The following is a 13995-nucleotide window of genomic DNA, read 5'->3' as shown; positions in this document are numbered from 1 at the left end:
ATGACTCCATGTCAGGAAAAGCTGAATTTGCGGGAAGGCCCGGTGGTTTCCAGGGCAATGCTCGGGAATTGTTCGGGGTTATTAGCCTTTTCTTTGCGCCCGTAGAACCCGGCTTTTGTCCGGTACTCACCCAACGTGGCAGATTCGATGCCGTTGGCATCCAGGTTGATATAACTTCCGCCGCCATTGATCACCACACGCTTATTTGCCGTAATGTGGATCTCATCCTCAGTGCTGGTAATATTGAGTTCCCCACGCGCCACCAGTTCCATCAAATCATTCTGCGCCTGTATTTTTACCGGCCCCTGATTCGCGATGAGCTTGATCCCCAGCTTCCGAACAAACACGCTCAGGGTATTACCCACTCCGATGAACAGATTTTTCACCACGCTGACGTCTGCATTTTTACCGGCAGTGGCTATCAGGTTTTGGCCAGCAGACATCTGCAGATGTTGTCCACTAGTCATCGCCATACCCTCCGGCGCGCTGAGCAGCAGCACCGATTTTTTGAGGTCCGTCAGCTGCTGTTCCAGCAGCGTGACCTGCGCCTGGAGATCGGCCGGGTTCGCGGTCGCCTTCTGCGCGTCATCGGAGATGGATGTCATCTGCTCCCGGGCGTTACCCAGATTGCTGACCGCCGGCTGCATCTCCAGCACCTGGCCCTGCGCTTTCGTCTGGCCATCAGCGCTGATGAACATCCCTTTCTGTGCCCGGATGGCTCCCCAGCTGTCGGTTCTGAGCTCAAAACCCTCACCGCGCTTCTGCTTCTCAGCATCCACTAAATGTCCCAGATTCAGCTGACTCTTGCCGCCGTACTCGGTGGAGACCTTGATATGCTCCTGATCACGACTGTCATCGAGGCGGATTTTGTTGTTCGCCGGGGTGCGCAGGACGTTACGTTTGTAGTTTCGGATAGTGACATGGTCGCCGTGGGCCGAGTCGTGCAGCACGCCGGAGATGTACGGCCGGTCCGGGTTACCGTCCTCAAAGCCAATCGCCACTTCGGTGCCCGCCAGCAGCGGCAGGTGCAGGCCGTAAGTATCGCCGGCATAGGGACGTGACTGCCGGACCCACAGGCTCTCGAACCCGGTCTCCCGGTTATCACGGTCAAACAGCATGTTGACGCGATAGCGGCCGTCTTTATCGATATGGCCGTAGGTGTCATTTTCGATGGTGCTGGTGACGCGGGCCGGTAATGTGCCGGCCATCACCGGGCGTGAACCGGGCTCAGGACGATAACAAAAGTCGGTGCTGTCCGGGATACCGTCAAACCTGACGCCGAAGTCCGCATCACGCCGCGCATGGCTGTGCATCGCCGTGATGACCACGCCATGAGCAAACACGTCGGCCACTTCGTACCCGCCGGTGACTTTCAGAACCTGCCCCGGAGAGAGCGTCGGGCAGCTGGTGATGGCATGGGTCTGCGTCTGGCCATTCAGGTAGCGCTCATGACGAATGCGGGCATAAAACACCCCGGACTCCGGTGCCGGATTGTGGTCATGGGTATCACCCGCCGTCAGATAGTTATCCGCATAGTGATAGGCCTCACCGTAGGTGGTGGCATCCCCGCGGGTGGCATCGACCTGGGTATTCATGTCATCCGTGGCCTGACGGTAGTTGTAATCACGGGTGCTGACCTGCTTCTGTACCACGTTATGGTGGCTCTCCATGCCCCAGACCGGGTCCACGCCCTCCGAATGCTGTCCTGATGGCGGAACCGATGGCAGCGTCAGGCCTTTTTCATACCCCTGCTGACCGTCGTAAAACTCCACGACGTCGATGTTGAGACGCGTATCAGTGGTAAAGCGGAACCAGATACCCACCTCACCCAACAGGCGGGTGATGAAGTGCAGGTCGTCTTCACCGTACTGCATCACCTGTTCACGCTGCGGGTATTCACGACTTAGCGAGAACAGAAAATCCTGACCGCGCATGTTGTGACGCTTGCGCAGGACTTTTTCCACGATTTGTGGCACCGACATGTCCTGGTAAATGGCGTTCTGGTGCGAACGGTCAAGTAGGGCCAGGCGTGGCCGGAGCGTCAGGGCATAATGCGTCTCATCTTTTGAGGTACTGAGACGTTCAAAGCCCGTAACCACGCCCTGAATTACCCGCACTGGCTGCTGCACTTTAATACCGTAACCCCGGTCAACCGGGGCCTGCAGCGTCAGGGAGGAGGCTTTCATCAGCATCATTTCTTTGCTGATGGCATGGTTACCGCTGGTAAATTCAATACGGTAGCTGAACGGCGTGCTCAGGGCTTCATCACCTTCAAACGCCAGCACATCAAGCTCCGAACTGCACTCTTTTACCGCCAGCTGATGGTGGTTATGGCTGAATCTTATCGGCAAGTTGATGCTCATACGTTCACTCCTTGTGTACGGCCAAACTCCAGTCCGATACCCTCTTTCTCACTCGGGCTAAGGCGTACGACCGAGGTTTCTGTTTTGCAGCCATGTGGGTCAGCAACTGCTGACTCAGCACCGGCAGAATTTGTTGATTGAGCAGACTGTTGACGTTGCGTGCGCCGGTATCCGGCAGCAGGCAGGCGGCGGTCAGCGCGGTTTTACCCACGCCAGGCTCGCCAACCAGGATCGGGTTGTTCTTACGACGAAGGGAAAGAATGTCCACCCTCTGATGGTCTTCCCCCTGTTCGGGCAGCGTCAGCAGCCAGTGCTCCGGCAGGATTTCTGCATGGGTGCGGGTTTGACACAGGGAGGCAGTCCCTTCCATCGCACGGGCGCAGTAGGGATTAAGACGTCGAAGAAGGCTTGCCGGGTTTTCCATGAGATTCTCTCTTTATCGGTTCCTGGTCACGCTACCGCCCCTCGCTGTTTCCCTTTGTTCAGGGGACCAAAGCGCACAAGGTCAGGCTGGCAGACAGTTTGTCGGTTTCTTTGCTGAAAGCCCGCGTACTGCAGACGTTCAGCAAAACAGCAGAAAGGTTATCCCCTCCGCTTAAAAACGAGGATTACGCTAAAGAGTTCGTGTCGCAGGAAGGCGGCAAGTTCGTAAGTCTCCGGGAACATAGATAACTGTATGACCGGAGCGAGCCAACGCACCTGCGGCGCGAAATATGACGCGTAATCAGGCGGTGGCGCGTTCGTTCCAGGAGTCGGAATGAATGATGTTGCCGTCTTTGTAGGTCCAGGTGATTTTTTCGTAACGCAGCTCGATCTGCTCAAGGTGGTTATGCTTCTCGTAAGCAGGATCCTTGATGTCGTGCATCACCGGGTTTACTTTCACCACTTTCACGTTTTCCAGTTTGGTGTTGAAGTACTCCACTTCCTGGCCCGAGTTGTTGATTTTGTACCACTTGAATTCCGCAGATTTCAGGGTCTGACCGGTGGTCACCGCCTTGTACAGATACGGGCTGGACGAGTCGATTTCCTTGGTGAACAGGAACGGAGTGTGGATACGGGTACCGGTCAGCTTGCCGGTGTTATTGTTGGTCGGGATGTACAGGTTATGCTCCTGCGCCACCACTTCGATGCTACCGTCACGATCCTGAACGTCCACAGACCCTTTAATGGCCGCACCACCGTCGTCTTTCAGCCAAAGATAAACAGGAATTGCCATGAAATTACTCTCCATTGTGTTGTGATGCGTCATCATCCTGCGATGACGCCAGGGTTTTGCCCGATATCTGACAGGCGTTGGCCTGCGGTACCAGACTGATTTCGACACGGCGGTTGAGTGCACGGCCCTTCGGGGCGTCATTGGTTGCGATCGGACGGCTTGCGCTATAGCCCTGCACCGCAAAACAGCTTTCCGGCACATCGCCGGTGTCACGCATCCAGTCGCGTACCGCTGCGGGATTTGTCGGGAAACCTGCTCCGGGGAGAATTCATTTATGCTCCGGAATGTCAGACTGACGTTGTCTTCGCAACCGTCACCGGCAAGCGTATTTTTAACGGTCAGATTTATTTTTGGGGAATATTCAGAAAGAACTGAGTCAAAGTTATTTTTGTTCAGATTAACTTTTTTGCGCTCAGATAGTGGTGCAGACTCCCGGCCGTTGCTGAAATCGCCCGCAACCAGTAATTTCAGGGGGAGCTTAGTTTTCTTGCTCGCTCCACCCGTATGCAAATCAAGTTTTAAATTAATACGTGCCTTGGGTATTTCGCACTGAAAGGAAGAGTCAGACATGGCTGTCCCTGTTCTATGAAATTATAGAAACGGTCAATACCAGTGAGAAATTAACAAAAAAGGCAAACCCTGCCAGAACAACATCCCGGTTCTCGTCATCCGACAAGAATCAACACCCCGGAATTAAAAGCGAGCGCATTCCATTCACCAGCATATCGACACTATATTTTTTGGGCTTTTATCTGAAATCGAAGATTTTCGGACAAGACCTTATAGCCGGAGTGTAAGAATGTTTGCGCATGACTAAAAACAAAATAATGTAACTAAATATTACATCGAAAAGGTTTAACAAAATTAGATCATCTTTATGATTTGTATGAACTTTATTGCATAACCCCTTCAGACCCTATGGAATAAGGGTGTGCAACAAAAGATCAATTTAACTTAGGGATAAAACCGTATAAAACCTCCTTCAATCACGTGAATTTTTGATTTTGTATTTTTATCAAAAATGAGAGCCAGGACGTGACTGAGCATGTACAAAACTGATGAAATATACAGAATTTCATACCTTTTTATTATTCACTTGAACGAGGCTCATTTATTTTTATCAAAACAATAACGTCAGTCAGCCTGTACAAATCCGACTGTGTAGACCCACGGCCAGCGTAAGATTGTCGGTGGCGAAGGATGACGAGCCTGCAGGCGTTGATGCGAATACTCACTCATACGCAACCAGACTTCAAAAATACATTGCAGCTTTGCCTTAAAATACTCAATCAGCTACGGCATAGCAAAAAACGTACCTTTATAAGTTTACAAGACAGATAAACCGCGTTGTACAGCAATGCCGGCACATAAAGTTATTCCCTTTACTACCGGCATTTCTTTGTTGAGCACGCCTTTATTTATGATCCCGCCGATAAAGCTGCCACTCGTCGATGCGCTCGCCGCCAGGCAGCGTGCAGTAGCCTCTCTGGCCCTGCGCCGTTTTCACGATCTCTGATGTACCGCCCTGCTCAACGCACCAGGCCGCCGCCGGGTTTTTCATGTTCAACGAGGTTGGTTTACTGGCATTCTGCGCACAGCCGGTTGCCAATAAGGCACAGATAAACAATAAATTCTTTCTCATTATCACCTCTGTTCAGATGGATCCCATTGCGTCTCATTATCAGTCAGATAACAATAGTAAGCGCTATAGTTTAAGGTGTTGTACGTCAATCACCGCTCACTGAGTTAACGATTAACGCCAAAGGATTGGGATTGATACTCGCCTCAGCGCCTGCAACGGCCGACTAACGACAAGGAATGCTCTATGCGAACCGCCACTTTTACCCTGCGTCTTACCCGGGACGTCAGCCAGTTTCTGCTGCCGGATCTGCGCGCGCTGCTGCCGCCGGAAAGCGTACAGTTTTTTTCCAACGAGCTGGATGAGGAGTGGCATTACACGCTGCTCTGTCTGCAAAGCGACCATACCTGCTCGCTGACGGTTTCCGCTATCCTGGTCTGGCATCAGCTGAAGAAAATCCATGTGATGCGCTACCGTTCACCGCAGCTACAGCAGGAGCTTGCTGACCCTTCCTCTGCGGAGCTTTACACCCTGCTACAGGTGCCTGGCGCGGTGCTTTATCTTTCCTGACGCCTGCACCGCCGGGATTTGACGCCGTTATTCTGCGGTATTCCACTGATTGGTTTTTACGCGCCCGCCGTAAAATCACCATAAAGTCACTGGAAAACCGTACCGGAGTCCCCCCTGATGCCAGATAAAGATCCTGTTGTTGAACGTCTTACCGTCGAGCTGCTTGCGCTCAGGCAGATCGTGCAGATGCTGATTGCCTATGGCAACGTGCCGACCGGCGGCAAGCTGAATAAATACCTGCAAAAAGTGGCCGATGATACGGAACAGCGCGAGGATCACCGCGGGCCGAACAAAGCCATTGCTGAGGCTATCCGCAGCTATATTAAGTAGGTTCCTGACCTCGCCAAGGCGAGGTTTTTTTTTGCCCTTACCGCTTATCCTCTTTGATTTTGTTACATTTTCCCTCCAGCAACCTTAAGCGCTTTCAGCCAGGCTTACCGAATTGATGTATTGCGACCAGTAAGGGAATGTGATGACCAGACCAGACTACCGCCTGTTGGCTTCCGCCACGCAGAATAAAGATACCGCTTTCAGCCAGCAGGAAAGAGCGGACGCGCATCTTGAAGGGCTGCTGCCGCCTGCGGTGGATTCGCTGGCAACGCAAATGCAGCGTGTGCTGGAACATCTGGACAACAAACCCGACGATATTGAGAAGTATATCTATTTGCAGGAGCTGGCTGACCGCAACGAAACGCTGTTTTACGCCACGCTGATGTCCGATCCGGTTACTTTTATCCCGCTGGTTTACGATCCGACTATCGCCGACGCCTGCCGAAAATATGGCCATATCTATCGACGTCCCAAAGGCATGTATCTGACCCGGCAAATGAAAGGCCGACTGAAAGAAGTTTTGCGTAACTGGCCGCAAAAAGAGGTGCGCTTTATCTGCGTCACATCTGGTGGCCGCATCTTAGGGCTGGGCGACATCGGCGCCAACGGCGCGCCCATTCCGGTGGGTAAGCTGCAGCTTTATACCGCCTGCGCCGCCGTGCCGCCTCAGGGGCTGCTGCCGGTGCATCTGGATATCGGCACCGGCAACAAACAGCTTCGGGACGATCCGCTTTATACCGGCCTGCGGGAAGCAAAGCTTGACCAGCAGGCGCTGGACGAGCTGCTGGATGAATTTGTCGCCGCCGTCAACGACGTATTTCCCGGCTGCTGCATCCATTTTGAGGACTGGCAGGGCGACGACGCCATCCGCTATCTCCAGCGCTACCAGCAGCAGGCGCTGGTGTATAACGATGATATCCAGGGCACTGCCAGCGTGGTGCTTGCGGGCCTGCTGACCGCGCTGGAGACAACCGGCGGCAGGCTGGCGGAACAGCGCGTGCTGTTTGCCGGTGCAGGTTCGGCAGGCACCGGTATCGCCAATATGCTGGTTGACGCTATGGTGCAGGAAGGCGCCGATCGGGAACAAGCGCAACAGGCAATTACGCTGTTTGATAAACAAGGACTGATTACCGCTGAGCGCGACGACCTGAATACATCGCAAAAAGCCTATGCGCACGACATGCCCGCAGAAAGCGATCTGCAAAAAGTGGTTGAGCGCGTTAAGCCCACCATGCTGATTGGCGTCAGCACTCAGGGCGGGCTGTTCAGCGAAGGCGTGGTAAAAGCGATGAGTAAGCTGAACGACCGGCCAATCATTTTTGCACTCTCCAATCCCACCGAAAATGCGGAATGTACCGCAAAACAGGCCTATGAATGGAGCGACGGCAAGGCGCTGTTTGCGGCGGGCGTGCAGTTCGGAGAAGAAAAAATTAACGGTGAAACGCGCTATCCCGGCCAGGCGAATAATTTTTATATTTTCCCGGCGGTCAGCCTGGCGATTTACGCCGCCAGACCGGCGCGCGTGGACGACAAGCTGTTTATCGAAGCGGCCCGCCTGTGCGCACGGCAGGTCAGCAAGGCGGAGCGGGAAAAGGGGAAACTCTATCCTTCCCAGGCCGATATCGTTAAAACGGAAATCGCCATAGCCAGCGGCCTGATACGCTACCTGTTTAAGCACGGTTTGGCCGGTGTGGAAGAGCCGCTGGAGATTGACGACTGGCTGCAAACGCTGATCTACAGGCCGGATTACGCCTGATAAAGATCGCGTAACCCTTTATCCTGAAGCCATCGCCCTTCTCCATAAGGCGATGCAGGAACGAAAATAAAAACCCGGCACGATGCCGGGTTTTTATTGGCGACCGTCAGGCCACTCTGAACGCGGAGATATCCTGCGCCAGCTGGGCGGCTTCCGTGCGCAGCGCTTCGGTGTTTTCCGCCGTCTGCGTCACCAGCAGCAGGTTCTGCTGAATGCCGCGCTCCATCTGCGACACCGCCAGGGTGACCTCGCTGATGCCTTTGCTCTGTTCGTCGCCCGCTACGCGGATTTCACCCACTACCTCTTTGACTTTCAGCACGTCGTTCACCAGGCCCGCCAGCTTTTCGCCCGCGCCTTCCACCAGCCGACTGCCGGCCAGCACCGTGGTGTCGGACTCGCTAATCAATGCTTTGATCTCCTGCGCCGCAGCGGCGCTGCGCTGCGCCAGAGCACGCACTTCCGCCGCGACCACGGCAAAGCCACGCCCCTGTTCGCCCGCTCTGGCCGCTTCCACCGCCGCGTTCAGCGCCAGTATATTGGTCTGGAAGGCGATCCCATCAATCACGCTGAGGATTTCGCCCACGCGGCTGGAGGACGTTTTGATCGAAGCCATAGTAGCAATCACCTGATTCATTACCTCGCTGCTGCTGCGGGCGATCTGCGCCGTCTGCTCCGTGAAGGAGTCCGCCAGACGGGTATTTTCCGCATTCAGCTGTACCGTGGCGTTGAGCTGCTCCATTGCCGCCGCGCTCTGCTCCAGCGCCGCCGCCTGATCGCTGATTTTCGCCGAGAACGCCTGATTGCCTTCCGCCAGCGAACTGGCGCTGGCAGCCACGTTGACGCCGCTGGCCTGCACGCTGGTGATCACGCCTGCAATTTTATCGACGAACTGGTTAAACGACACCGCGATTTCGGCGATCTCATCTTTACCGACCGTGGCCAGACGACGGGTCAGGTCGCCGTCGCCGTTGGCGATTTCATCCAGCGCCGCGCGGGTTGACTCCAGCCTTGCCGCCAGACGACGGGCAAACAGCCAGACCAGCACAAGCAGAACCACCAGCGCCGGGATCAGCACGATAAAGATATCCTGCAGGATATTATCCGCCAGCGCGGTGACTTTCGCCTGCGGCGTTACCAGGCCGATAATCCAGCCTGTGTCGGGCATCCTGAACAGCGTAACCTGCGCCTGCTTATTCAGTACGCCATCCTGAATGTGATTCAGGGTAGTCATGGTTTTATTTTCCGCGATGCCCTTCAGCACCGGCGCCAGCCAGGGTTTTTCCGCCGCCAGCGCGCTGAACTTCTTCAGCGCCTTATCTTTGCCGCCGGGGAAATAGAGCACGTTGCCCGCGCCATCCAGCGCAAAGGCGTAGCCGCCGGTCAGATTGCCGTGGCTCTGCATAAAACCGGAAAGGTTATCCAGCAGCACGTCAAAAGTCGCCACGCCGGCAAACTTTTCGCCCTGCACGTAAGGCACGCTACAGGTGACCATATTCACCTGGGAAATCGGATCCTGATAAACTTCCGACCAGCTGCATTTGCTGCGCGACGCTTCCCGGGCAGAGGTGTACCAGCTCTCGTTATGGTAGCCAGCGCTGCCTGCCTCGTTGTAGCCGTCTGAGTAAGCCAGCGCGCCGCCTGCGTCACGAGACCAGAAGAAGCTACGGCGAGCAACGCCTTCGGTAAAGGCGTTGGGTTCCGGCCAGATACCGCCGCCCGCAATGCTTTTATCGCCCTTGCTGTCGATAATCTGCGGCAGCACGCTTTTCACCAGCGTCTCCTGGTGCGGCAGCACTTCCGCCAGGCGCGCCACGCTCACTACTTCACCTTCAATACGCAGCAGCTGCTGATTCAGCTGGCCCACGATGTTTTCACCGGTTTGCTGGATCAGGCTGTTGCTGGCCTCGACCACGCGCGGCTGTCCGCGCAGGGTAATAGCGAACCAAACCAGCAGCATGGTTAACAGCAGCATCGAAATGCCGCCAAAGATCAATTTCCCTGACAGACGAACTGGTATCCCCGGCATAATGTATTCCTCAAAACAGAACAGTGGCAAAACGGCGCCTGAATAGTTGAATTGCGCGATATTTCGTCAGCGCTTACGCGGATTATCGGCAAAGCTGGCTAAAACCTGAACGCGCCTGCCGGGTGATAACGCCCGTAGCGCAGCATAAAACCCTGAGGAAAATCCGATTTGATTTTGCCACAGCGGCCAGGCTACCCTGACGCCGCGCAGAACATCTGCTTCTGCGTCATAACGCGCTGTTTTCGCGCGTTCTGGACTGACCTGATTAGAGGGAACTAACCATATGCACCATTTTATTCTTGCGCAGCTCAACGCATTCGCTGTGCCCTGGGCGCCGCTGATTGCGCTCGTGGCCGTTCTGGCCGTCATTCTGCTGATTTCCCTGATAGCGCACGGCCTGTTACACCGTGTGCTGCTGCCTCTGCTGCGGCGTATGGCGGAAAAATCGAGCCGTCAGTGGCCAAAATCACTGATAGATAACAAGCTTTTCAGCCGCTTTGCGCTGCTGATGCAGGGCGTTTTTCTGCAAATCCAGCTGGAGCTGTTTCTCTCCGGCCTGGAACCGGCTTACAGCGCGCTGATGATCCTTAGCGAGGTCTGGATCATGGTATTCGGCCTGCTGATGTTCTTCTCGCTGCTGGATATTTTTCTGGAGCTGTCGGAGAAAAGCGCAATGGCCAGCCAGATGCCGCTGCGCGGGATTTTCCAGAGCCTGAAGCTGATTGCCGCGCTGCTGGTGGCGCTGATGATTATCTCGGTGCTTATCGGTAAATCGCCGCTGGTGCTGCTGACCGGTCTGGGCGCGATGACCGCCGTGCTGATGCTGGTCTTTAAGGATCCCATTCTGGGGCTGGTGGCCGGGATCCAGCTCTCCGCCAACAATATGCTGAAGCTGGGCGACTGGCTGGATATGCCGAAATATGGCGCGGACGGCTCGGTGGTGGATATCGCGCTGACCACGGTAAAAGTGCGCAACTGGGATAACACTATTACCACTATTCCTACCTACGCGTTGATTTCCGACTCCTTTAAAAACTGGCGAGCAATGTCGGAGTCGGGCGGCCGCCGCATCAAACGCAGCATTAATATTGATACCACCAGCATTCACTTTCTGAGCGAAGATGAGGTAGCCAGACTGAAGCGCGCTCAGCTGCTGACGCCCTACCTGGAAAGCAAAATGCAGGAGGTTTCGGCCTATAACGCCGGTCTGGATACCAGCACGCCGCTGAACGGCCGCCGCATGACCAATATCGGCACATTTCGCGCCTGGCTGGAGGCCTGGCTCAGGGCGCATCCGCACACGCATAAAGGCATGACGCTGATGGTGCGTCAGCTGGCGCCGGGCGCGGACGGCCTGCCGCTGGAGATCTACGTTTTTACCAACACCACCGTCTGGCTGGAATATGAAAGGATCCAGTCCGATATCTTTGACCATATTTTTGCCGTTCTGCCGGAGTTCGGTTTGCGCGTGCATCAGACGCCGACCGGCAACGATCTGCGTAACCTGCGCATCCAGTCGGCGGAGTAACGCCTCGGACGGGCGCAGCCTTGCGCCCGTCGCTTAGCCTGATTTTGTACGCCTGCCCCCGTCGTTTCGCCGCTGCTCCTGTCTGCTTGCGCCCGTCGTTTCCCTGCTTTCGCTGCATTTTACGCCGCCGTTCATTCCGCCTCAGCGGCATTTCATTCCTGAATGACGGCAGTTCATGCCCTCTTCGCCCCGCATTGCTAAAACCCGCCGTATTCTGTGCTTAATTTATTACTCTTTCCGGGAGCATCCCCATGAGCACACCAACCGTCAGTTCTCGCGTTCGCTGGCTAACCCTGGCCGGCACCATTATTACGCAGTTTGCGCTGGGTTCGGTTTATACCTGGAGCCTGTTCAACGGCCAGCTCTCCCACAAGCTGGAGGCGTCGGTTAGCCAGGTCGCCTTCTCTTTCGGCCTGCTGAGCCTGGGGCTGGCCATCTCCTCTTCGCTGGCCGGAAAGCTTCAGGAACGCTTTGGCGTGCGCAACGTAACGATCGGCGCGGGCGTGCTGATGGCTTTCGGCTTCTGGCTGACTTCGCAGGCCGACAGCCTGTTTATGCTCTATCTGAGCGCGGGCGTACTGGTTGGTCTGGCCGACGGCGCGGGCTACCTGATGACGCTTTCCAACTGCGTGAAGTGGTTTCCCGAACGCAAAGGCGTGATTTCGGCCTGTGCGATTGGCGCTTATGGGCTGGGCAGCCTGGGCTTTAAATTTATTTGCAGCTATTTGCTGAGCGTAAACAGCCTGGAGCACACTTTCCTGATCTGGGGCGGTATAGCGATGGCGATGATTATCGCCGGCGCGCTGCTGATGAAAGACGCGCCGAAACAGCAGGCGGTAGCAGGCGACGCCGCCAGCGTTCGCGACTTTTCGCTGACCCAGGCGGCGCGTCTGCCGCAGTACTGGATGTTAGCGGTAATGTTTCTGACCGCCTGTATGAGCGGGCTGTACGTCATTGGCGTGGCGAAGGATATTGGCGAAGGCATGGTTAATCTTTCCACGCAAACCGCAGCCAGTGCCGTTACGGTTATTGCTATTGCCAACCTGAGCGGTCGTCTGGTGCTGGGGATCCTTTCCGACAGGATGGCGCGCATTCGCGTGATTACGCTGGCGCAAATCGTTTCGCTGGCGGGCATGGGCATTTTACTGTTCAGCCATATGACCGAAACCACCTTCTTTATTTCCGTAGCCTGCGTGGCCTTCAGCTTCGGCGGCACCATCACCGTTTATCCTTCGCTGGTCAGCGACTTTTTCGGCCTGAACAACCTGACCAAAAACTACGGCCTGATCTATCTGGGCTTCGGCATTGGCAGCGTGCTGGGCTCGCTAATTGCTTCGCTGTTTGGCGGCTTTATGGTGACCTTTAGCCTGATTATGGCGCTGCTGGTGCTGTCGCTGATTATGTCGCTGACTATCCGTCTGCCGCACTGTCCGGCTAAAGCCGCAGAAGGGCTGCGTCAGGCGCAGCCGCTGTAGTTGACTCTTCTTACTTACCTTATGCCTGCCGGAAAAGCGGTTCCGGCAGGCCCGCAACGGCGACCTCCACGGCAAACACATCGCCAGACTGCGGATAAGCCGCCAGCTCCTCTGCGCTTCGATCTTCGCGTGAACTCGTAATATAGAGCGTTTTCAAATCTGGCCCGCCAAAAGCGACCATCGTCGGCCAGCGCACCGGCAGCGGGATCTCATCCACGATTTCGCCGGTGACCGGATTAAGACGAATGACCCGCGAGCCGTCAAACATCGCCGACCAGTAGAACCCTTCGCTGTCTACCGCTGCGCCATCGGGCAGGCCGCCTTGTTCCTGCACAAAATGCCGGATGACTTCACGCGGGCCGATATCGCCCTTGTCATCGACCGGATAGCGATAAAGCACGCCGTTGGGCGTGTCGGTGTGGTACATCCATTTATCATCAGGCGAAAAGGCCAGCCCGTTGGAAATTTTGATGTCTTCCGCCTCGACGGTCAGGCGCAGATGCTCGTCCAGGCGACAGAGCTTGCCGCCGTTGCGATCCTGCGGCTCCCACAGGCTGCCGCACCAGAAGCGCCCGTGTCGGTCAACGCGGCCGTCGTTAAAACGGCTGAAGGCCGCTTCACCAGGATTGGCCGCCACGCGCCGGGTGATGATGCCTTCTTCATCCAGCAGGCAAACGCCGCTGCGCAGCGCCGGCACGAAGCCGCCCTGCTCGTTCAGGCCAAAACAGCCGATATGTTCCGGCACCGGCATGATTTTATGCTCGCCGCTTTGCGGATCGAAGCGATGCAGCGCAGGCGCCAGAATATCGACAAAGTAAAGCGCCTGTTCGCGCACTGACCAGACCGGGCACTCGCCCAGCTCTGCCTGGGCCGCCAGCACATTTTTAACCTGATAACGCATAGCATGTCCTTGTCTTGAAAAATTGCCTTAAGTCTATCGCATAAATCCTTTTCTGCCGTTATTAACGCAAATTTTTCATTCGACCGGATAAAGAAGTCTATTTAAGAACATTCTGTGTTAAAAGTGGGTCTTTTAAGCCTTCTCTTATTTCTTTCTGGTGGAATAGATCGCAAAATTTCCATACTGAATTATTTGGAAATATTTACTCTAATAACTCTACAAAAGCGGCATTATTCCTCCACTTTTGTTTT

The 13995-nt window shown here is 55.3% G+C and carries 10 protein-coding genes and 4 pseudogenes; 5 read left to right on the top strand and 9 right to left on the bottom strand.

Features of this window, described 5'->3' with window-relative positions:
* Positions 1-11 precede the first annotated feature (11 nt).
* From ACMGEE_RS10815 to ACMGEE_RS10785, 7 genes and pseudogenes are all read right to left on the bottom strand, one after another.
* Complete coding sequence (locus tag ACMGEE_RS10815; RefSeq protein ID WP_436830022.1) at positions 12-2363, bottom strand: type VI secretion system Vgr family protein; 2352 nt, start codon at positions 2361-2363, stop codon at positions 12-14.
* Positions 2360-2562 (bottom strand): annotated as a pseudogene (locus ACMGEE_RS10810) (ClpB D2-like domain containing protein); the annotation flags it as partial. The gene ACMGEE_RS10815 and the pseudogene ACMGEE_RS10810, both read right to left, overlap by 4 nt.
* Before the next feature lie 81 nt (positions 2563-2643).
* Positions 2644-2787 (bottom strand): annotated as a pseudogene (locus ACMGEE_RS10805) (Clp protease N-terminal domain-containing protein); the annotation flags it as partial.
* 300 nt (positions 2788-3087) lie between these two features.
* A complete protein-coding gene (hcp, locus tag ACMGEE_RS10800) occupies positions 3088-3579 on the bottom strand; it encodes a type VI secretion system effector Hcp (RefSeq protein ID WP_436830152.1) in 492 nt (163 codons plus the stop codon).
* Between the two features lie 4 nt (positions 3580-3583).
* Positions 3584-3811, bottom strand: a pseudogene (locus tag ACMGEE_RS10795) (OmpA family protein); the annotation flags it as partial.
* Between the two features lie 59 nt (positions 3812-3870).
* A pseudogene (locus tag ACMGEE_RS10790) lies at positions 3871-4149 on the bottom strand (type VI secretion system contractile sheath small subunit); the annotation flags it as partial.
* A gap of 844 nt (positions 4150-4993) precedes the next feature.
* Positions 4994-5221, bottom strand: a complete 228-nt coding sequence (locus ACMGEE_RS10785; RefSeq protein ID WP_253459581.1) for a putative hemolysin — start codon at positions 5219-5221, stop codon at positions 4994-4996.
* A gap of 183 nt (positions 5222-5404) precedes the next feature.
* Here ACMGEE_RS10785 and ACMGEE_RS10780 point away from each other — a divergent pair, with 183 nt between their 5' ends.
* From ACMGEE_RS10780 to ACMGEE_RS10770, 3 genes are all read left to right on the top strand, one after another.
* Positions 5405-5728: a hypothetical protein gene (locus ACMGEE_RS10780; RefSeq protein ID WP_253459578.1), complete on the top strand. Its 324-nt coding sequence runs from the start codon at positions 5405-5407 to the stop codon at positions 5726-5728.
* A gap of 117 nt (positions 5729-5845) precedes the next feature.
* A complete protein-coding gene (locus ACMGEE_RS10775) occupies positions 5846-6058 on the top strand; it encodes a hypothetical protein (RefSeq protein ID WP_125290841.1) in 213 nt (70 codons plus the stop codon).
* A 142-nt stretch (positions 6059-6200) separates the two neighbouring features.
* Entirely contained in the window at positions 6201-7814 is a 1614-nt protein-coding gene (locus ACMGEE_RS10770) for an NAD-dependent malic enzyme (protein ID WP_436830021.1), read from the top strand.
* Positions 7815-7920: 106 nt separating this feature from the next.
* Here ACMGEE_RS10770 and ACMGEE_RS10765 read toward each other — a convergent pair whose 3' ends face one another.
* Positions 7921-9840 (bottom strand): methyl-accepting chemotaxis protein, encoded by a 1920-nt coding sequence (locus ACMGEE_RS10765; protein ID WP_436830020.1) that lies wholly within the window; start codon positions 9838-9840, stop codon positions 7921-7923.
* Positions 9841-10123: 283 nt separating this feature from the next.
* On the opposite strand from ACMGEE_RS10765, the gene ACMGEE_RS10760 reads away from it, so the two are divergent.
* Both ACMGEE_RS10760 and ACMGEE_RS10755 read left to right on the top strand, forming a co-directional pair.
* Positions 10124-11368 carry a mechanosensitive ion channel family protein gene (locus ACMGEE_RS10760; protein ID WP_253459568.1) on the top strand — a complete coding sequence of 415 codons (1245 nt, stop codon included), beginning with the start codon at positions 10124-10126 and terminating at the stop codon, positions 11366-11368.
* Between the two features lie 251 nt (positions 11369-11619).
* Positions 11620-12843 carry an L-lactate MFS transporter gene (locus ACMGEE_RS10755; protein WP_301253304.1) on the top strand — a complete coding sequence of 408 codons (1224 nt, stop codon included), beginning with the start codon at positions 11620-11622 and terminating at the stop codon, positions 12841-12843.
* Positions 12844-12862: 19 nt separating this feature from the next.
* On the opposite strand, the gene ACMGEE_RS10750 is transcribed toward ACMGEE_RS10755, so the two are convergent.
* Positions 12863-13744 carry an SMP-30/gluconolactonase/LRE family protein gene (locus tag ACMGEE_RS10750; RefSeq protein ID WP_436830019.1) on the bottom strand — a complete coding sequence of 294 codons (882 nt, stop codon included), beginning with the start codon at positions 13742-13744 and terminating at the stop codon, positions 12863-12865.
* Between the last annotated feature and the right edge of the window lie 251 nt (positions 13745-13995).

Origin of the sequence: Erwinia artemisiae (assembly GCF_051400835.1) — a bacterium.
Taxonomy (GTDB): Bacteria; Pseudomonadota; Gammaproteobacteria; order Enterobacterales; family Enterobacteriaceae; genus Erwinia; species Erwinia aeris.
The sequence above is the reverse complement of the archived record's forward strand: the minus strand, read 5'-3'. Positions and strand labels throughout refer to the sequence as shown.